At 33.5% G+C, this 20283-nt stretch carries 15 protein-coding genes; 5 read left to right on the forward strand and 10 right to left on the reverse strand.

Translation table 11 applies throughout. The annotated features are described in order from the left end of the window. Nucleotides 1-98: 98 nt before the first annotated feature. Both ABI657_RS03280 and ABI657_RS03285 read right to left on the reverse strand, forming a co-directional pair. Nucleotides 99-962: a T9SS sorting signal type C domain-containing protein gene (locus ABI657_RS03280; protein ID WP_348095807.1), complete on the reverse strand. Its 864-nt coding sequence runs from the start codon at nt 960-962 to the stop codon at nt 99-101. A 446-nt stretch (nt 963-1408) separates the two neighbouring features. Continuing rightward, the gene (locus ABI657_RS03285; RefSeq protein WP_348095808.1) at nt 1409-2080 is read right to left on the reverse strand and encodes a hypothetical protein; all 672 of its coding nucleotides are present in this window, start codon (nt 2078-2080) and stop codon (nt 1409-1411) included. A gap of 289 nt (nt 2081-2369) precedes the next feature. Between ABI657_RS03285 and ABI657_RS03290 the strand changes: the two genes are divergently transcribed. Further along, complete coding sequence (locus ABI657_RS03290; protein ID WP_348095809.1) at nt 2370-2828, forward strand: regulatory protein RecX; 459 nt, start codon at nt 2370-2372, stop codon at nt 2826-2828. Nucleotides 2829-2879: 51 nt separating this feature from the next. On the opposite strand, the gene ABI657_RS03295 is transcribed toward ABI657_RS03290, so the two are convergent. Continuing rightward, a complete protein-coding gene (locus ABI657_RS03295) occupies nt 2880-7106 on the reverse strand; it encodes a T9SS sorting signal type C domain-containing protein (RefSeq protein ID WP_348095810.1) in 4227 nt (1408 codons plus the stop codon). 472 nt (nt 7107-7578) lie between these two features. Between ABI657_RS03295 and ABI657_RS03300 the strand changes: the two genes are divergently transcribed. Further along, nucleotides 7579-8616, forward strand: a complete 1038-nt coding sequence (locus ABI657_RS03300; RefSeq protein ID WP_348095811.1) for an aldo/keto reductase — start codon at nt 7579-7581, stop codon at nt 8614-8616. A 68-nt stretch (nt 8617-8684) separates the two neighbouring features. Here the strand turns inward: ABI657_RS03300 and ABI657_RS03305 are convergent, their stop codons facing one another. Both ABI657_RS03305 and ABI657_RS03310 read right to left on the reverse strand, forming a co-directional pair. Beyond that, nucleotides 8685-9308, reverse strand: a complete 624-nt coding sequence (locus tag ABI657_RS03305) for a murein L,D-transpeptidase catalytic domain-containing protein (RefSeq protein WP_348095812.1) — start codon at nt 9306-9308, stop codon at nt 8685-8687. A 25-nt stretch (nt 9309-9333) separates the two neighbouring features. Then, entirely contained in the window at nt 9334-10494 is a 1161-nt protein-coding gene (locus ABI657_RS03310; protein WP_348095813.1) for a vWA domain-containing protein, read from the reverse strand. A gap of 188 nt (nt 10495-10682) precedes the next feature. Here ABI657_RS03310 and ABI657_RS03315 point away from each other — a divergent pair, with 188 nt between their 5' ends. Both ABI657_RS03315 and ABI657_RS03320 read left to right on the forward strand, forming a co-directional pair. Then, the gene (locus ABI657_RS03315) at nt 10683-12497 is read left to right on the forward strand and encodes a histidine kinase (protein WP_348095814.1); all 1815 of its coding nucleotides are present in this window, start codon (nt 10683-10685) and stop codon (nt 12495-12497) included. Beyond that, nucleotides 12494-13243 carry a LytTR family DNA-binding domain-containing protein gene (locus ABI657_RS03320; protein ID WP_348095815.1) on the forward strand — a complete coding sequence of 250 codons (750 nt, stop codon included), beginning with the start codon at nt 12494-12496 and terminating at the stop codon, nt 13241-13243. Before ABI657_RS03315 ends, ABI657_RS03320 begins: the two co-directional genes overlap by 4 nt. Nucleotides 13244-13450: 207 nt before the next feature. On the opposite strand, the gene ABI657_RS03325 is transcribed toward ABI657_RS03320, so the two are convergent. The 5 genes from ABI657_RS03325 to panC all read right to left on the reverse strand — a co-directional run bounded on the left by ABI657_RS03325 (nt 13451) and on the right by panC (nt 19391). Beyond that, nucleotides 13451-15415 (reverse strand): biosynthetic peptidoglycan transglycosylase, encoded by a 1965-nt coding sequence (locus ABI657_RS03325; RefSeq protein ID WP_348095816.1) that lies wholly within the window; start codon nt 15413-15415, stop codon nt 13451-13453. A 19-nt stretch (nt 15416-15434) separates the two neighbouring features. Next, a complete protein-coding gene (gene radA / locus ABI657_RS03330; RefSeq protein ID WP_348095817.1) occupies nt 15435-16796 on the reverse strand; it encodes a DNA repair protein RadA in 1362 nt (453 codons plus the stop codon). After that, on the reverse strand, nt 16796-17950 hold the full coding sequence (locus ABI657_RS03335) for an alpha/beta hydrolase-fold protein (RefSeq protein ID WP_348095818.1): 1155 nt from the start codon (nt 17948-17950) through the stop codon (nt 16796-16798). The genes radA and ABI657_RS03335 overlap by 1 nt, the downstream gene beginning before the upstream one ends. Nucleotides 17951-18147: 197 nt before the next feature. Then, nucleotides 18148-18498 (reverse strand): aspartate 1-decarboxylase, encoded by a 351-nt coding sequence (gene panD, locus ABI657_RS03340; RefSeq protein WP_348095819.1) that lies wholly within the window; start codon nt 18496-18498, stop codon nt 18148-18150. Nucleotides 18499-18512: 14 nt separating this feature from the next. After that, a complete protein-coding gene (gene panC / locus ABI657_RS03345) occupies nt 18513-19391 on the reverse strand; it encodes a pantoate--beta-alanine ligase (protein ID WP_348095820.1) in 879 nt (292 codons plus the stop codon). Nucleotides 19392-19469: 78 nt separating this feature from the next. Here panC and ABI657_RS03350 point away from each other — a divergent pair, with 78 nt between their 5' ends. Beyond that, nucleotides 19470-20276, forward strand: a complete 807-nt coding sequence (locus ABI657_RS03350) for a glycogen/starch synthase (RefSeq protein WP_348095821.1) — start codon at nt 19470-19472, stop codon at nt 20274-20276. The last annotated feature ends 7 nt before the right edge of the window (nt 20277-20283 follow it).

The following is a 20283-nucleotide window of genomic DNA, read 5'->3' on the forward strand; positions in this document are numbered from 1 at the left end:
GAACAATCGCCTAAATACCAATATAATCGATGAAATACATAAAATAGAATTGCGTACTTATAAACTTTAACAGCTTTATAGCCTTTACTCCATTGGCTTTAATAAATAATTTTCCTTGTTTCTATATGGTTATTATCTAATATAATTTTTATTATTAAAACCTGATTATTATGTTCAATATCAACAATATTGATTTTATTAGTTGAAACGGGATTATCAGTATATATCAATTTTCCAGAAATAGTATAAACAAAAATGCTATTTATGTTTTGAAAAGCAGAATTTATATTAATACTTTCATTATCAAGCCAAACCAAAACAGGGTTGTTTTGGTTTTCAAAGTCATGAGTGGTTAATGATTGATTTTTGTATTTTAAAACAAATCGGTCTTTAAATGTTCCCGCTGTTGTTGCAAAAGTATAATCACTCACCTTTAAATCATGAACTATTTTGGTAAGTTTATCTTCTAAAAAAACAGCCTGATTAGTTAGTAACCCATCAGCATGGTCAATAGAAATTGTAAATTTTCCGGTTATTATGGTACGATATCCCAACTCGACTTCATTAGTATCAGAAAAAGGTAATGCAAGACCTTGTATAACCAGATTGCTTCCTGAATTCATACTGTAGAAATCTATATATGGATTCGCATCCAGGGAGATACCATCGAAATCACTATCCAAACCATTAGTTGCGCCTTCGATATATCCAATTAGTAGTTGCTTAAAAGCACCTTCTGTATTGGTCATATTAAGCCATAAACGATGTCTTTCTAATAAACTTGCCTTTCCAGTGATATGATTATCCCTTATTTTATTGTGAATATTGGACAATTTGTCGTTTTTAATTATTCTGTTATAATCATAGAAACTACCATTGTCATTAGAAGAACTTAAATTTGTGTTTTGAGAAAACACATTTGTCAAGGTAAAAACGGATAATAAAAATAATTTTAGTCTCATAGTTAGTTAGTATTAAGTTAAAACCAATCAATTATTTTGTAATCGGAAGAGAATGTTTAACATGTTAAATTCTCACAAAAAAAGAAAGATTAAGAAGAATATATTAATCTAATAAACCCTTTGTTATCAAATATACAACGATATTGATAGAATTATATTGAAATTAAGGTTGGTATATAAAATTTATATCATTATATTATAGGAACGCTAGGGTCTAATTAGATTTTGATAATATTTTTCTTCAGTTCGAGGGATTTTCGATAGAAAATTGTATCGAATAGACAAATAATATTAAAAAAACCGTTCTCAATATATTTTTTTGTTCCGTTACTCTACAGAATAAACACTCGAACTGACGTTTTTAATATTACACCCAACGGGTTATTAGGAGCAAAATTCTTTTTTTTACATCAACTATTTAATTCTTAATAATAGCTCCTTCATAATCATTTAATGATAATAATTTTGTTGGTATATTTAAGTACAAACCTATTTCTGAAAGTTCCGGAAACGGTATTAAATGTATAATCACTCAGCCTCAAATCATGAATAGTATGGGTAAATTTATCTTCGATAAAAACAGCTTGATTTTCTAATAGTCCATCAGCATGGTCTATAGAAATCGTAAAATATCCTGTTAAAATGGTACGATATCCTAATGGAACCTCATCTTTATCGGTAAAGGGCAAGACACGTCCCTGAATAACCAGATTACTTTCTGAATTTATACTGTAAAAATCGAGATAGGGATTTGCGTCTAAAGATATTCCATCAAAATCACTATCTAAGCCGTTAGTAGCACCCTCAATATATCCAATCAGTAATTGTTTAAAAGCTCCTCCTGAATTGGTCATATTAAGCCATAAACGGTGTTTTTCTAACAAAGCAGATTTGGACGTTTTTTCAGGTTTAAAAAACGGATTGTTCTCACCTGTAATTCGCATGCCTTTATTAAATTCAATACTGCGTGATGCTTTGGCTAATACTAAAAAAGAGTGTGAAGTTACACCAGAAATGATTTTAAAAGAACCTGATAAAGGATCTGTAAAAGCATAAGGGATCTGAGCATTAATTGAAAAAAAAACAAAAAATAACAACCAAGTCAATTTTATTCTCATAACAGCAGATTTAAAGATTAGAAAAATCAATTAATTCTTTCAATTTATGAGTGGTATTGAAAAAGTAAAAGCAATCAGAATAGGGTTTTTTCTGAAGTAATGCTTTTTCTCAAAAATTATATTATCTTAAAACACCTGAAGTTTAGGATTTTAAGTATATCAAATATAATAAAAAAAACAATTCTTTATTAATTTGTAAGTATTTTATTCGTTTTGTAAAACTTTAATTGGTATCATTTTTATAAAATTCTACATTTGTTCGAATTGAACATCTATAAATAAACTGTCTATGACTATCAAGGAAGCAATTCAAAAATTAGAACATTTTTGTGTCTATCAGGATCGGTGTCATGATGAAGTTATATCAAAACTATATGCATTAAAAATGTCTCCTGAAGAGATTGACACGATACTTGTAAAACTCATTTCGGATAATTTTTTAAACGAAACACGCTTTGCCTGTAGTTTTGCGCGCGGAAAACACCGCATTAAACATTGGGGGAAAATTAGAATAGTAAATGAACTAAAAGCAAGACATATTACTGCAACTAATATAAATTTAGCATTAAAAGAAATCTCACCGGAAGAATACCAAACGACATTTGAAGCGCTTTCGCAAAGATGCTGGGATAATTTAAGAGAGTCAAATGTTCTAAAAAAAAGAAAAAAATTTTGCGATTATATGTTGAGAAGAGGATATGAAAGCAGTTTCGTTTACGATAAAATGAAACAATTAGAATTGGCTTAAAATAAAAAATCCGACAGCATTTACTGTCGGATTTAATATATCAAAAGAAAATTATTTAAATATTACTTTTTTTGTAATGGTGTTGCCATTTTGTAAAATTACTTTTACTATTAAAATCTGCTGTGCAAATGGTAAATTTTGAATAGAGATATGAAGGTCTTGTGTTTTTTCTTTTTTATACAATAATTTTCCGGAAATATCATAAATAAAGATATTTTCGATGTTCTCTAAAGTTGAATTTACCGTAATGCTCTTGTTCTCAATTACTACAGAAACAGCATCATCTGTAACTTCAAAATCACCTGTCCCTAATGTTTTATTCGTGTATTTTAAAACAAAGCGATTATTAAATTTTCCTGCTGCAGTATTAAAAGTATAATTCCTAGCCGTTAAATCATTTACGGTATTGGTTTGTTTGTCTATCAAATAAACGGTTTGATTGGCAAGTACTCCATCAGCATTATTTATAGAAATGGTAAAATCTCCTGCAACTGTTGTCCGATAGCCTAAAGGCACTTCATCACTATCTTTGAAAGGTAAAGCACGCCCCTGAATGGTAAGGTTATCCGTATTATTCACACTGTAAAAATCAACAAAGCTGTTTCCATCAAAACTCATTCCGTCAAAGTTATCATCAAAATCATTACTGGCTCCTTCAACATATCCTATTAACGTTTGTTTGTAAGCTCCTTTTTCATTGGTCAGGTTTAACCATAAACGATGTTTCTCTAAACCTGCTTTCTTTGAAGTTTTTCCAGGTTTAAAAAATTGATTATTATTAGCTTCAATACGCATGGAATTATTAAATTCAACTTTGCCTGTGCCTTTTGTGCTGGCAAAAAATGATTGTCCTGCCGCTATGAAACCTTGTGGTTCCGTTTTATTTCCGGAACTGCTTGCTGACGTACCGACTCCTCCGGTTAAATTATAACTCGCATAATCATTAGAAGCATATACATATTGTGAACCGCTTTGTGTAATACCTGTATTATGGGTCCAGAAATATATGGTACCTTTTAAAATATTGCTGTTATTGACATTCTTAAATAAAAACTCATCTGCATCAAGTGCTGAAGGATAAGGATTCCCTACCAGATAGAATTTTCCTGGAGTCATATCCTGACTATTGGTAATATTTCCATTGTTTGGTATTCCCTTAAACTCTACAGGCTGTGAATAAGATGCGGCTGTTTGATTTGGCCAAAAATTAGGCTTTGGAACTCTGATAATATAACCAATTCCCGGCTTCATTATGTTTGAAGGCGTTTCTTGTGTCCATCCAGATCCTGAATATGACATATACTTATCAGATAATGTATTAGGTGACAAACCTACTAAAGTTTGCCCCGCCACCGGTGATGACCAGTACGTAAAATCGAAATTTTTCATTGGGGAAGAAGTACGCTCCATAATAAATGAATCAGCTGCACCAGTAAAAATTCCATTATCATCTTGCAGAAGAGATCCATTATTTTTTATGATTAATTTACCATTAGCTTTAATATCAATATTTTCGTGTACAGTTAAGGTACTATTTGCAGGAACTGTTAAGGTTTTTCCAGTACTGATATAACAGGAACAGACATCCAAATTATTAGCCAAGTTCGAATTCTGGTTCACTGTTATTGAACTTCCTGATGGTGGTGTCGTTGTACCGTCATAAACAAAAGGAACTTCTATAAAATTAAAAGCAACATTAGCATCACCGCCATCTTCTCTAAGTCGTACTTCTATTTCTGAATCTTTGTTTAGTGTATAAAAAGCATTATTGTTAATTATACCCCCATTAACTGTATATGTCTGAGTAAAAATTAAAGTTCCGTTTAGATAAACCTGGGCAACATCATCACAATTTACCAATTGAATTTGATAGCGTCCACAAGGAAAGCCTTTACGTTTGTAGGTGAATGTAAAATTATCAATCTGAATTGGCATACCATTCCATGAACTATTATTTACAGATGGTGACTGACCTTTATTCCAAAAAGTTTGTGAATTGATATTTATAGCCGGATCAACATAATAGCCTGCATAACTGTCTCTTAATTCTGTATTTGCAAAATCTAAATTCGCTCTTGTAAACCCATAAACATTCCAAACATTCTTTCCAAAAGGTAAAGTTGGATCTCCTTTTGGCAATCCGTAAGAAAAACTCACTCTTGCAGAACCTCCTTTTTCATAATATTCTAATCTAAATACATGGTTTCCAGCAGTTAGCGTTTTATTAACAACCGAAGTTGAATAACTATGATCTGACCAATTATTGATTTCAGGCACTAAAATATCATCAATATACAAACGATATCCATCATCTGCGCCAACTTTTATAGTGTAGAGTCCTGCCTCAGTAAGTGAAACGTTCATTAAATACTTTACAAAGAAATTATCATTTGGAATTGTTCCACAAAAATTATTAACTTCAACTGAAGCATCTCCTGTTATTGTACCTTCAGCTATTTCTCTATCAAAATTAGCTTTTTCAGCTATTGAACCCACATAAGTTGTGGCAGCAGGTGTTCCTCCCGTGTAAGTGTACACGTACCCTTTCCAAAAGTTAACTCCTGGTGTGGATGATGCTACGCAAGGAGGAGGTGTTACAGTAAGAGTTACTGTTGCTGACGAATAAGCTGTTCCGTTAAAAAGTGTATACGTAAAGTTTGTTGCTCCTGTAAAACCTGTTGCTGGAGTAAAAGTAACACCAGTAATACCATTTACTGTAACACTTCCTTGCGAAACAGATGGTTGAATAACCGTTATAGTCTGTAATGCTGAATATCCTTCATCATTTGTCAGAATTGGAATTGTTATAGCCGTATTTGAAGAAGTTGTTACTATATCAGGATTCGCAGTCAGTACATTTGCAGAATCAACTACACCTGAAATAGTGGGCCCAATATCTCCGCCATAATCATTTTTAATTCGAAAATTAATATTATTATTATTACTCACATCCAACATTGCGTACGGATAAATACGAATATAAAAAGTTTGAAGAGCATTAGTACTACTAACTGTAGTTCCCGCTGGAAAAGATAATGTTATTTTTGTGTCTACCCCTTTTACTGCAATTGTTTCACCCGCTAAAATGATTCCGCCGCCAGAAAAATTGGGATCTGTCGAATAGCGTACCTGATATTTTGTTGCCCCTTGACTGTTATTTGGAGAAAAATAAATGAACTCAAATTTTGAAAGTGCTAGTTTTTTATTAAGTTTTGCTGTTATACTTACCTGAGCATATTTATTTAAATCAAGATTAGTTGATCCTACATTTAAAATATTAAAATAATTTTCATAAATTGATAAAGAGTTGGATGAAGAAGTAATCAGATCATTTCCTGTAATATTACTATCAGTTACAACCGCTTTTGGCGTCTGAATTGCACCATTCCAAATAATTAAACTTGATACTATCTGATTCACAACAACGTAAACTGTAGCTGTTGATGATTTATTTCCTTTTGTTAAGGTATATGTAAATGACGTCTTTCCTGTGAAACCATCTGCAGGAGTAAAAATAAAAATATCATTATTTACAGCAACTGTTCCCGCACTTGAGAGTGGCTGTGTGTAACTAACTACAGAACCATTATAATTTGTATCATTTGCTAAGGCATTGAAAGAAATTGCTTTTTTTTCTTTTGTTTCAATAACATCATCATTAGCATTTAATTCGTTTGTTTCGTATGGCAAAACTGTACCTGTTATTTTTGGTGAAGTGTTTTGGGATCCAGCTGTTAAATTTGGGGTCCAAAAGTCGATTGGTGAATCGCTCCACGTATTTGGTGTCAACTTGTATGCATAAATTCTTATTTTTAAAGGAACTGCTGCTGCACCAGGATACAAAGTCACGTTTGATAAACTTAATGATTTGTTGGTAAAGGAAGTTGCTGCTGCTTCATCAATAAGCAGGAAGCTAGTTGCAAAGTTATCAAGTGAATATCTAACCTGATATCTTTTTATATTAGCGTTGGCTTTGTAAGTAAAATTAAATGAAGAAAGCTTCACCTTATAACCAGTTTGAGCACCTAATGAAAATTCAACATATTTATTTTCATCAATATTAAATTCTGTTGGCCATGGAAAAGTCTTAAAACCTTCGTTACTGCTGTTGAGTTGTAAATTTATATTATTCCCAGTAATATTTCCTGCAGAAACAGCTGATGCAGCAGCAGCAGATATTGTTGGCGTAGCATTATATGGTCCATTCCATTTAACCAAATCAACTTGACCAAAACCAAAAAAAGGTAATAGTAATAAAAGAAGTAATTTTATTCTCATGATTTCTCTATTTTTTATAACAATTCTTTAAAACAATTTGACAAAAATTATATTTTTTAATTATCAACTTAGCCCTAGATACGCAAAAATTAAGAGGCTGGTTTTTAATAATTTCCATTAATCATCCTTAAATAAGAACGGGCAAAATTAGTTCTGAATCAGTTGATTATTGTAAAATTTTAAAGGTTTTAGATGAAGAGGGATTTTAACCGATGAATTACATTTTTATCAATACTAAAAATACAATAACAACGAAATGTCTTACTTTTTCAAAGAGCAGCAAAGCAAGTAATTATAAGTTAAAAGCTACAATAAAAATTATATAGTCATAAATTTATTTTTAAAAAAAATGTTTATTTCAAAATAGTATTTCAAAATTTGAAAATAAGCTTGGCTATTTTTTAACTTTTGATTTTTTTCATTTAAAGGATTACGGTTGTACATTTGAAAAAAATAATACCGCACCATCAACATGAAATACACTATCCTGCCCAATACCAATATAAAAGTGAGTAAAATTTGTTTGGGAACCATGACTTTTGGAGAGCAGAACTCAGAAGCAGAAGGACATCTTCAAATGGATTACGCACTTGAAAAAGGCGTCAATTTTTTTGATACTGCCGAAATGTATTCGGTTCCCGCTCGTGAAGAAACTTATGGAAGCACGGAGAACATTATCGGAACATGGTTAAAGAAGACAGGCAATCGTGATAAAGTAATTCTGGCCTCGAAAATTGCAGGGCCCAATCCTAATTTTACCTACATGCGTGAAAAAGGAGACTTTTCGCCAGCAAGTGTTAAATATGCTTTAGAAAACAGCTTAAAACGCCTGCAGACTGATTATATCGACTTGTACCAACTGCATTGGCCGGAACGTAAAACCAACAATTTCGGACAAAGGGCTTTTAATGGTTATGAAGATGCCTGGGAAGATAACTTTAGGGAAGTTCTGGAAACTTTTGACGGGTTAATCAAAGAGGGAAAAATAAAACATCTGGGCGTTTCCAATGAAAATGCCTGGGGAATGATGCGTTTTTTGGAAGAAAGCAAATATCAAAACCTGCCAAGAATCAAAACCGTTCAAAATCCGTATAATTTATTGAACCGCCTTTTTGAAGTAGGTTCTTCAGAGGTTTCTATTCATGAAAATGTGGGGCTGTTGGCTTATTCCCCACTTGCTTTTGGCGTTTTATCCGGTAAATTCTTAACTGGTGAACCTCATCCAAATACCAGAATTAATCTTTTTCCTCAATATAAACGCTATAATAGTGACGAAAGCAGGAAAGCAACTCATTTATATCAGGAAATTGCTCATAAACATGGCTTAACATTAACCGAATTGGCTTTAGGTTTTGTGTTACAACAGCCCTTTTTAACCAGCGCAATTATTGGAGCAACAACAATGGAGCAATTAAAAGAAAATATTGCCACAATAGACATTACACTTTCGAAGGAAATCTTAGCCGAAATTGAGGAAGTACAGACTATTATTCCTGATCCGGCACCATAAATTATAATTTTACAAAAAAAAGAATCCCGATAACCTCGAAATTATCGGGATTTTATGTTTTAGGTTACTTAATAGTACATGACAAGAATAATTTTCTTTTTTGAGTTATCAATCAGTTTTTCCATGACTCCAAAAAACTTTTCATTGACCATCGGGCATCCGAGACTGTTACATATCGGATTTTCCTGCTCTTCAAACGGAACGTCTGCATATTTATGCAAAACAATATTTCGGTCAAAGGCATTGCTGTTCGTTTTATCCAGACCATATAATTTATAGGCTTTTCCGAATCTTCCAGAATAAGAACCACCAATAGCATATTTTCCTAAAGAACTGGGATTTGAATCCTTTACATTACTAAATTTCAGTTTCCCGGTAATTCCGGTTCCAGAACCGGAACCATGTCCTACTAAACCTTTGTCAAGTAACTTACTATCTTTTAAATCGTAAATAAAAAACCGGTTTTTTCCTGATCCTATCTTCATGTCTAAAAAGAACGCAAAATCTGAATTGTATTTAGGAAATTTCCCCAAAAATTTCCGAATCTCAGTTACCTCACTTTTTAGTTTCTCCCCGTGGGAATAAACCGGTTTCGAATTTGTAGTTACTAATGGCTTATCGTTATTGTTTCTGCAAGCAAAACCCAAGCCAAAAATTCCAATCAAAAGCAGCATGCAACTATTCTTTTTCATGTTATGCAGATTGAAATACACCAGCTTATTTTTCGACCGTATAACCTTTTACCTTCGCAAAACCAGCTATCGATGAAGTAATGGCATTCCCTAAATCATCTTGTTTTTTGGTTTTCTTAGATTCATTATCAATAAATTCCTGACGTTTTTTAGCCAATACACCAATTTCTTTTTGAATCGTTTCTCTCTCTTTTGATTTTTGAGCTACAAAAGTTTTTAATTCTTCTGTCGATTTATTCTGAAGTTCCGCAGGTAATTCTTCTTTTTTAATTTTTGAAATGGCGGCGGCATCATCTTTTACTTTATCGACCAGATCCCAACTTTCGTTTTTATAAACCGCTTTTGATTTACTCACGGCACGTTCCGTATAATTGGATACCGAAACTTTTTTTGCATTTTTATCCTGAGTAGTTTGATTCATTTTTTTCTCATGTCCTTTTGAGCCATAATTAATGTAAGTATCATTCATTTTTTCATCACATTTTGAAATTTCATCGTCATAAGGAGTTGCTATATAACGTACCGATTCATTAGAATCTATATTAAAATATTTTCCTTTTCCATAATCGGCGCCATCTTTCCAGTTCGTGTTGATACCTTCGTTTTTATCGCCGCAAAAAATAGTATTGACGTAAATATCATTTTTTAGCGCGTCGCTGATCGCTTCTTTATAATCGATTCCTCCCTGTTTAAAATCTTCATTTCCGGCAATATAAATGAGTTTCATATTATTGTTTTCTCTCGCCCAATTTAATTGTTTCGTGGCATCCTGAATTACGGCTCCACAATATTCATTACCTCCATTTGTAGTTAAAGCGAATAGTTTTTCTGAAATTAAATCCAGATCTGTAGAAAGCGGCGTAATTTGTCGGATGTAATTGGATTGTTTTGATAATCCGTCATTTCCATATTCGTACAACGCAATTTCAATATCCGGAGTTTTTCCATCATATTTTAATGTTGTTAAGGTGTTGACGATGTTCCAAAGCCTTGATTTTGCCTGGTCAATTAGTCCGTCCATGCTGCTGGAAGTATCCAATAAAAGAGCCACCTGTATTTTGGTCTTTTCTGCATTTAAAGGTTTTCCTTCGATGGTATTCTTTTTTGGAGTTGCATTCGAAGAATTACAGCTTGCTAAAGAAATTGCAGCTGCAAAAAGTGCCGAGATAAAAATATTTGATTTCATAATTGCTGGTTTTTAATTGATTACAGACCAAACTTAAAAACTAAAAAACCTCCTTTTTTGCAGAAATGGTAAAACCCGCTTTTGACTTGGTGAAAGAGGTTGTAAAAGGATTTTAAAATACTTTACTTTACATTATTAATCTTCAGGCTGAAAACGAATTGGGTTTGACCACTTTCAAAAGAACTATAATGCGCTTATACTCAATACTTATTTCTTTATTTATAGTGTTGCTGTTTCCTTTGGGAATAACCGCACAGGATTCTGTTTCTAAAAAGAAAGCTGTTCCGGCTTCAAAAATGAAAGTGGTAACCAAAGATTTAAAAAAATCATTAGAAGTAAATGACGAAGGACAGATAGGACAGAATTATGAACGTTTGGCCAATGAATTCCAGAAGAACGGAGATAATGCAAAAGCAGAAGAATACTATAAGAAGGCATTAGAAAGTTACACCAAATTAAATCGTACTGAAGATAAGACAAGGGTAACGAGAAGCCTGGCCAAAACACAGGAAAATCAAAAAAAGTTTAAGTCTGCTATTAAGAATTATGAAGTTGCAGGATCAATTGCAGCAGATAAAACGGTTGAAGAAATTAATTCAAATGATGCCAATAGGCTGCGAACACAGGCAAATCCAAAATCGCAAGCGGTTTATGTAGATTCTAATATCGAATTACTTAAAAAAGACAATAAAACTGATGAAGTTGCCGCGGCTTATGTGCAAAAAGCTGAAAATTCATTGCAGCAAAGAAACAAGCAAGTTGCTATTGAGAGTTATAAAAATGCACTGGCTTACGCAAAAGACAAACCCGAAACGGTTATTAAAATCAAAAATGAAATTGCCAATGTCTATGCCTCAGACAATCAGATTGACAAAGCAATTGTTATCAACGAAAAGCTTTTGGCTGAAGCCGAAACCAAACTGGATTTTAACAACCAAATAAAGCAATTACAGTCGCTGGCATCACTTTATTTTAAAAAAGAAGAACCTAAAAAAGCCCTTTTTTCATTAAAGAAAGCCTATGATCTGGCTTCTGAAAAAGGAAATTCGGCGGAAGCCAAAAAAAGTTTATCAGCCCTGATCAGCTATTATAAATCGGAAGGAAATGAAAAAGAAAGCATGGCGCTTTATGAGCAGTTCTTTCAAAACTTCGATCAATTAATCGAATCTGACACGAGTCTGATTGATGCGAAAACTTTTCAGCTCACAGAAGGCAAAATCCGGCAGCTGGAAAAGGAAAAAACACTGAAAGACGAATTAATTTCAAAGAAAAACACCTTCAATTATTTTCTTTTGGGATCCATTTTACTGCTTTTACTTTTGTTCCTTTTTATTGTGAAGGCTTTATATTCTATCAAAACAAAAAATAAGGAAATCGCCTTGCAATCGTTACGACGCGAAATGAACCCGCATTTTATTTTCAATAGTTTAAACAGCGTCAACCAGTTTATTTCTGAAAACAAAGAATTGGAAGCCAACAAATACCTAACCTCCTATTCTAATCTGATGAGGAATATGATGGAAAATTCCAATAAAGATTTTATAACACTGGACAAGGAAATTGAGCAACTGAAGAAATACCTCGATTTGGAACATCTGCGTTTTCAGGATAAATTTGATTTTAAAATTACAGTCAGTAAAGAACTGGATCCTGAAAGTGTCCTTATTCCCAATATGCTCATTCAGCCCCATCTTGAAAATGCTATCTGGCACGGTTTGCGTTACCTTGACGGAAAAGGTTTTCTGCATCTTAAAGTAGAACTTCAGGACAAGAAAGTGATGGTAAGCATTGATGACAACGGAATTGGTTTAACCAAAAGTGCAGAACTTAAAACCGACAATCAAAAAGCCCATGAATCACGCGGAATGAGCAACACCAAAGAACGTATAAGCCTGCTGAATGAATTGTACAGGAAAAAGATTTCTTTTGCAATTCACGAAAAACAATTTCCGGAAACAGGAACGACAGTACACATCATTTTTCCTTTAATAATTAGTTTATGATGGCGTTTCAAAAAATAAAAAGTGTAATTGTAGAAGATGAACTGGCAGCGCGCGAAGTGCTCAAGAATTATTTGAGTAAATATTGCCCGCAGGTTGAAGTTGTCGGCGAAGCGCAGAATATTAAAGAAGCTGTTCCGTTGCTGCATGAAATACAGCCACAACTGGTTTTTCTGGATGTGGAGATGCCTTTCGGAAATGCTTTTGATGTTTTGGAAGCCTGCAAAGACCTGCAGTTTGAAACGATATTTGTAACGGCTTTTTCTGAATATTCTTTGAAAGCACTAAATCAAAGTGCTGCCTATTATCTACTGAAACCCATTAGTATCGAAGAATTGATTGTAGCCGTAAACAAAGTGCATCATCAGATCATGAATCATGAAATATTCAACAGAAATAAAATTATTGTAGAAAATTTTCATGAATCAAAACCCGAAAAACAGCAAGTTATTCTGCCAACCCTTGAAGGATTTGAAGTGGTAAAAATGGAAGAAATTGTCCGTCTTCGCGGAAATGGAAATTTCACCGATTTGTATTTGAATAACGGTGATAAAAAAATGGTCTGCCGGTTTTTAAAACACTTTTCGGAGATTCTGCCGCTGCCTTTTATCCGTGTTCACAAATCGCATATCATCAATATGAATTGTGTGAAGTCTTATAACAAAGGCGGAATCATTACTTTAAATGATGGAGCTGAAATTGAAGTTTCTCCAACTTACAAAGAAGAATTCCTGAAAAACTTTAAATAACATTTTTGTTTATAAGTCAATCTCCCAGGTAGTTTTAAAACCCAGTATTGACATTGCGCTTATTATGTTTTTTATTCAATCTTTTAACTTTGGAACTTTACTCAATTTCGGAATATTAAAAGCTTAAAGAATAACTCTGCGACTTTGAGTCTTTGCGAGATTATAACTTTAACTTGAAAATCTTTTTTTAAGCCTTAATTGCAAATTCTACAAATCAAATTCGTCATCAATAGATAAAGAATCAACTGGAACCACAGTAGAATCAGGAGCTTTAATCCGCAATAACGAACGCGCATTCCCGGATACATAAACCGGCATTCTTCCAATTGTATCTTCAGAAACCAAAACCCCGCGACGAAGCATCAGGTTGCTTAGGAATTTTTGGTTCTGCACAGCATAATCCCTCAAATTCCCCTCATCATTAAACTGATACATGAATTTTCTAGGTTTTGGAATAATCGTTGCCAAAAATAAACATTCATCTAAACTCAATAGCGAAGGGCTTTTCTGGAAATAAAAATGGCTTGCTTCGCCAATTCCATATACATTTGGTCCCCATTCGATAATATTAAAGTACACTTCCAGCATTCTTTCTTTGCTGACTACGCGGTTGTTTTCTAAGATATAAACCAATAAAATTTCTTCGAGTTTACGTGAAAGTGTTTTTTCGCGGGTCAAAAAGACATTTTTAATTAGCTGCATGCTAATCGTACTGGCGCCTCGTGAGAATTTTTTGGTTTTGATATTCTTTAAAATCGATTGTTTGAAAGCTTCATTGATAAAACCTCTGTGCGAAAAGAAAGAAGGATCTTCAGTTGTCAGGACAGATTTTCTCAAATAAGGTGAAATCTGGTCTAAAGGTGTATAATTCGAATTGGAATTTCCAACCAAAACCGGACGCTGCAATACATTCTGAATGATAGCGCGATAAACAAACTCCCCGTTTAATTTATTCAGGTTGGCTTCTCCGTATTTGGTAATTTTCAGGTTTTCCTTGTTCAGCTTACTGTCAAAAACCAAAGTATTCGGTTTGTTTTTATTGAATTTGAAATCGAGTTTATAATCGAAATTTCCAGTCGCTTCCATACCCTGAAAATGCGTAAACAAACCATCGGGCAATGAAACAATAAAATCCTGCGCATGCATTTTCGGAATATCGACTTTCAAAGTATAAACCGTATCTTTTTCGGTATTATAGGAAACGTAAGGACGAACTTTTATCTTATTCAGCTGCATTGCTGAGGTGCTGTCTATCGAAATAAAATCGTCACCTAATAAAAATCGGTAATCAAAACGCGCATTTTTAATGATGACATCCCTGCTGGCAATTTTCGGGTGATTGATTTTTAAATTCGTGATGGAAGTGTACCCGTCAATATGCAGTTCACTCCCGTCTTTTTCAATGTTGGCAACATTCAGGCGAATTGAATCGAAACTTGCTTTTAAGTTATAACGTTCATCTAAATACGGAACCCGGATCGCTCCTGTATCTAAATTAAAAAACCGGATATCGGCCTTTTTGCTTCTTGGATCAGCAAACCCTTTTATATTCCATCTCTGGTCAAAATTTTTGCTCTGCACATGAAGGTTGGTTTCGAGTTGTTTGTTGTTTAAAACCAGTTTACTGATGGCAATTGAAGCTTTTTTGCCATTATCATCAATTTTGAATTTCAGATTTTCCAAATTCATGTCTGTCGGAACCAAATTCAAAAGTTTTGAAATAATCCGATAGGCAAAAGTGGCGTATTTACGTTTTTCATTGGTGTCCGGATCTGATTTGTCTTTTTTAAGGAAAGCATCAAAATTGCGGACTTTCCCTTTTTTGACTAGTTGAATATAGCCGTTATTAATTTTTAAAGTTCCCACCTGAACATCTCCAATAAATAAATTAGACAAACTAATGCTGGTTTCTATTTTTTGAATGTTGCAAAGTGTGTCCGCATTATTGGGAACCAAAATTACGTCGGTTAATTTAATTCCTGACAAACCATCAAAAGAAGCGGATTTTACAGAAAATTTACTGTTATATTCGGTATTCATTTTCAAGGTAACTTTTGCAATAGCCTGTTTTAAAAGCGAATCCCGAAAAAAGTAAAATCCTAAAAAAAGCACTATTAATACCAGGGCAAGTATCGCTATTGCTTTTATTATTTTTTGTTTTGGAAATTTCATAAGTTAGGTTATAAAAAAATTAACCAAAAAGAATACTGGCTACATCTTCGATTTTAGCCACGAGTTCAATTTTGATTCCAGTATTTTTTAAGGCAATTTTATTGTATTTGGAAACAAAAATAGTATTGAATCCCAATTTTTCGGCTTCCTGAATACGTTGATCCACACGATTTACGGGTCGAATTTCTCCTGAAAGTCCAACTTCTCCGGCAAAGCAAAAACCTTTTGTTACGGGAATATCTTCGTTGGAAGATAAAATAGCAGCTACCACCGCTAAATCAATCGCAGGATCATCAACAGAAATTCCTCCGGTTACATTCAGGAAAACATCTTTCGCTCCTAAACGAAAGCCGGCTCTTTTTTCTAAAACTGCCAAAATCATATTCAGTCTTTTGGCGTTGTAACCTGTTGTGCTTCGTTGTGGTGTTCCGTAAACTGCCGTACTTACGAGTGATTGTATTTCAATCATCAGCGGACGCATGCCTTCCATCGTGGTGGCAATTGCAGTCCCTGACATCTCTTCATCTTTATGTGAAATCAATATTTCTGACGGATTGCTTACTTCGCGCAAACCGCTTCCTAACATTTCATAAATCCCAAGTTCGGCAGTGGAACCAAAACGGTTTTTTAGGGAACGTAAAATTCGGTAAACGTGATTCCGATCACCTTCAAATTGAAGGACGGTATCGACCATATGCTCCAGGATTTTTGGTCCGGCTATGTTTCCGTCTTTGGTAATATGTCCAATTAAAATAACTGGGATATTGGTTTCTTTGGCAAATTTGATTAATTCGGCAGTAGTTTCCCTAATCTGGGAAATACTCCCGGCTGTTGATTCAATATAATCCGTATGTAAAGTCTGGATGGAATCTATAATTACAATTTCAGGCTGTATGGCTTCAATTTGTTTGAATATATTTTGCGTTTTGGTTTCGGTCAGAATATAACAATTGTCACTATTGGGCGTAATTCTTTCGGCACGCATTTTTATTTGTTTCTGACTTTCTTCTCCGGAAACATAAAGCGTTTTATAAGGCAATTTTAAAGAAATCTGAAGTAAAAGTGTACTTTTTCCAATCCCTGGTTCTCCACCCAAAAGTGTTAAGGATCCTGGAACGATTCCTCCACCCAAAACACGATTCAATTCGCCATCAGTAGTATCCATACGGATTTCCTGAGCCGAGTCGATTTCATTAATTTTTAATGGCCGTGGCGCTTTGCTTGTTGAAGAAGGTTCACTTTTCCACGCTACTTTTTCCTGCTTCTGAATAATTTCTTCGGCAATAGTATTCCATTCCTTACACGCATTGCATTGTCCCTGCCATTTGGCATATTGTGTTCCGCAATTCTGGCAAAAAAAAGTAGTTTTAACTTTTGACATTATTTACTTTGTTTGGCAAGCGTATTCATTTCCTCCATTTTTTCATACATCAAATCCTTGTTTAATTCACCAATTGGTTCCATTTGCGAAGCATTTTGATATCTTTTGGAAGCACGTTTAGGATCTCCCATTTTTTCGTACATCAATCCCAGTTCATATTCTCCCAACATGGCTTTTGGATACTGTACATTGGCAATTTCTGCCATTTTACCTAATTCATCGTAAGCGTTGTTCTTTAGTATCAGATTTTCTATCACCTTAAAATCACTCATTCGTACCGGAATCTGAACGCCTAAAACGTTTGACATTGTTGCATATTTATTCTCTAAATAATCCGCATAACCCGATTGAAGAACAGCAATTTTGTCTTTATATTCAGTAGAATTAATAGGCCTGTAGACTTCAAAAATATGGTATAATGCACTTGGGATCGAATGCAGCACTTCGGTGTAGTGTGTGGTTCCTTTAAACAAATCATATTTATAATTTACTAACGAATTGTTGGCGATTTTAATATTACTGTCCAGCTTTTCTACCGGTTCTTTGATTTTTTTGATATCGCCGTCAGCCACTGATAAATAATAATAGAAAGGTTCCTTTATTTTAGCAATCTGCTCTGGGATCCGCACTTCCATTTTTGGTGCCAGTTCAGGACTCAAACATATGTAAGCTTTAAAAAGCGGCTGTTCTTTGTATAAGTAAAAATTGATGAAACTAGCTGTGGTGTCGTGACCTGCTATGATTCGAAAAGGAACCGTACGGTATTTTTTTTCAATATACGGAATAAGTTCTGCACCTATAAATTCAAAAAAATCTGCCCCTTTTTCAAATGGCAATCCGGTATTTTGATCAATTGTAGTATCCTCATAGCGTTCTCCATCTTTATTTTGATGTATCCCAATAATAATCATTTCGGGCAAATCATCCCAGTAATTACCATATTTTGCAGCTCCTGAAAAAGGATCAAAAAGATAATCTCCGTCCAATAAATACAAAACAGGATATTTTTTGTTAGGATTGGCCTCGTAAGAATCCGGGAGTCCAATGGTTATTCTTCTTTCTTCACCCAGTTTTTCTGATTGAATATTATCAAATGTTTTTTGTGAAAAAGCAGAAAAAGAAATTAGAAGGAATAAAAGGAAAACTTTTTTCATGATTTTGGGCATTTCAGTAAATTAAAAAAGTATTAAAATAGTGTAGCAATATAATACTTTATTTGCTTTTTTGTTAGAGTGAAATTTTAAAAAGCAATACAATTTCAGAGGCAAACCAAAATTTAATTCTGATCAATAGAAATATAATCTGGCTGATGAAATGGGCCAATTACAGATAAAAAAGTGTTGTTGATTTTTTAAGTCAGTGAATTATCATTCTCATTTGGAAAAATTATCCATGGCTTGAATGATTTTGCTTCTTCAAAATCAAGTGTTGCATACGATATGATGATGATGATATCTTCTTTTTGAACTTTTCTGGCAGCAGGGCCGTTTAGTGTAATTTCACCAGAGTTTTTCTCACCTTTAATAGCATACGTTTCAAAACGCTCTCCATTATTGATATTAACAATAGATACTTTTTCACCTTCAATAATATTAGAAGCCTCCAATAAGGTTTCGTCAATAGTAATACTGCCAATATAATTTAAATCGGCTCCGGTTACCTTAACACGGTGTATTTTTGATTTTATAACTTGAATCTGCATGGTGCAAAGGTAAATTAATTTAATGAAATGGTATCTATGAGCCTTATAGAATTAACAAATACTGCTATAAATGCGCGGTAATTTTTATCTTTACTTTTATAATCAATAGGTATTAATGTAGATTCATCAGCAATTACAAAATATTCTAAATCGAATCTTGGGTTATCCTTAAATGAATTTTCCACAAACTGAATGGTTTCTTCAATACTTTTTGTGTTAAATATTTCTTTTGCCTCCGTAAGTGTTTCATAAATAATGGAAGCTTCTTTTCGTTCTTCTGATGTCAAACGCTCATTCCTTGAACTCATCGCCAGTTGATTCTCTTCTCTAAATATAGGACAACCTATAATGTTAACAGGCAAATGATTTTTTTCAACCATTTTTTTTACGATCTGTAATTGTTGAAAATCTTTTTCCCCAAAATAAGCATTGGTTGGATTTACAATTTCAAATAGTCTTTTTACAATTGTGCCAACTCCATTAAAATGTCCTGGTCTGAACTTTCCTTCCATCTGATTTTCCAGCCCGTCAAAATTAAATGACTGTGAAACAGTATTTCCCTCATAAATATCTTCCGTACTAGGTGCATATAAAATGATTTTATCACTTAAACCACGCATTTTTTTCACATCTTCATCAAGGGTTCTGGGATATTTATCCAGATCTTCGGGATTATTAAATTGAGTTGGATTAACAAAAATACTCACAACGGTATCGTCATTCTCTTTCAATGAACGTTGCATTAAAGCCAAATGACCTTTATGTAAAGCACCCATAGTAGGTACAAACCCTATGGTAGAATTTGCAATTTTGATAGTTTTCAAATAGGCTATCAAGGCTACTTTACCGTAGAAAATATGCATGGCAGGATTATTAAAATTTAGTGCAAACATAATATATTAGTTATAAACTGCATAAATTTTTGTAATTTTGCAACGTTTTTATTACCAAAAATTAAGTAAAATACTATTATGAAAGATAAGAGGATATTATATGTATCATCTGAAGTCGTGCCTTATTTGGCTGAAAATGAGGTTTCTTTAATGTCTTATGACGTTCCGAAAATGATAAATGATCAGGGCGGACAAATAAGAATTTTCATGCCAAGGTATGGAAATATTAACGAAAGAAGACATCAATTACACGAAGTAATCAGGCTTTCAGGGATGAATTTGGTAGTGAATGACTTAGATATGCCATTGATTATCAAGGTAGCATCTATTCCGAAAGAGAGAATTCAGGTGTATTTTATTGATAACGATGAATACTTTAAAAGAAAGGCAACTTTTGCTGATGAAGAAGGTGTTTTATATCCTGATAATGACGAAAGAGCTATTTTTTTTGCAAAGGGAGTCGTTGAAACTGTAAAAAAACTGAATTGGGTTCCGGATATTATTCATGTTCATGGCTGGCTGGCAGCAATGTTGCCTATCTACATGAAACATTACTATAAAAACGAAGCTTTATTTTCTGAAACTAAAATTGTGACTTCAGTTTATGGTCAGTCTTTTGATGAAAATCTAGATCTGGAAATGATAAACAAGGTAAAATTTGATGGTGTTCCGCATGAATCTATTACGGATTTAGAAACGCCTAATTATGAAAACATACTAAAAACCAGCATATTACACTCTGATGCGGTCATTATAGCTTCAGAAAACGTATCGCCAAGTTTAACAAAATTTATAGAATCTTCAGGAAAACCTTTTTTACCTTTCGCACCGAAAGATGCATTCGCTGAGGCGTATACAAATTTCTACAAAAGTATGGGTCTTTAAATTAACA

Origin of the sequence: Flavobacterium sp. (assembly GCF_039930565.1) — a bacterium.
GTDB lineage: Bacteria > Bacteroidota > Bacteroidia > Flavobacteriales > Flavobacteriaceae > Flavobacterium.

Excerpts from the sequence above, each read along its gene's own strand:
- ABI657_RS03320 (WP_348095815.1), top strand. The coding sequence starts at position 12,494 with ATGATGGCGTTTCAAAAAATAAAAAGTGTAATTGTAGAAGATGAACTG.
- panC (WP_348095820.1), bottom strand. The coding sequence starts at position 19,391 with ATGTTTGCACTAAATTTTAATAATCCTGCCATGCATATTTTCTACGGT.
- ABI657_RS03315 (WP_348095814.1), top strand. The coding sequence starts at position 10,683 with ATGCGCTTATACTCAATACTTATTTCTTTATTTATAGTGTTGCTGTTT.
- ABI657_RS03285 (WP_348095808.1), bottom strand. The coding sequence starts at position 2,080 with ATGAGAATAAAATTGACTTGGTTGTTATTTTTTGTTTTTTTTTCAATT.
- ABI657_RS03290 (WP_348095809.1), top strand. The coding sequence starts at position 2,370 with ATGACTATCAAGGAAGCAATTCAAAAATTAGAACATTTTTGTGTCTAT.
- panD (WP_348095819.1), bottom strand. The coding sequence starts at position 18,498 with ATGCAGATTCAAGTTATAAAATCAAAAATACACCGTGTTAAGGTAACC.
- radA (WP_348095817.1), bottom strand. The coding sequence starts at position 16,796 with ATGTCAAAAGTTAAAACTACTTTTTTTTGCCAGAATTGCGGAACACAA.
- ABI657_RS03295 (WP_348095810.1), bottom strand. The coding sequence starts at position 7,106 with ATGAGAATAAAATTACTTCTTTTATTACTATTACCTTTTTTTGGTTTT.
- ABI657_RS03300 (WP_348095811.1), top strand. The coding sequence starts at position 7,579 with ATGAAATACACTATCCTGCCCAATACCAATATAAAAGTGAGTAAAATT.
- ABI657_RS03350 (WP_348095821.1), top strand. The coding sequence starts at position 19,470 with ATGAAAGATAAGAGGATATTATATGTATCATCTGAAGTCGTGCCTTAT.
- ABI657_RS03280 (WP_348095807.1), bottom strand. The coding sequence starts at position 962 with ATGAGACTAAAATTATTTTTATTATCCGTTTTTACCTTGACAAATGTG.
- ABI657_RS03305 (WP_348095812.1), bottom strand. The coding sequence starts at position 9,308 with ATGAAAAAGAATAGTTGCATGCTGCTTTTGATTGGAATTTTTGGCTTG.
- ABI657_RS03335 (WP_348095818.1), bottom strand. The coding sequence starts at position 17,950 with ATGAAAAAAGTTTTCCTTTTATTCCTTCTAATTTCTTTTTCTGCTTTT.
- ABI657_RS03310 (WP_348095813.1), bottom strand. The coding sequence starts at position 10,494 with ATGAAATCAAATATTTTTATCTCGGCACTTTTTGCAGCTGCAATTTCT.
- ABI657_RS03325 (WP_348095816.1), bottom strand. The coding sequence starts at position 15,415 with ATGAAATTTCCAAAACAAAAAATAATAAAAGCAATAGCGATACTTGCC.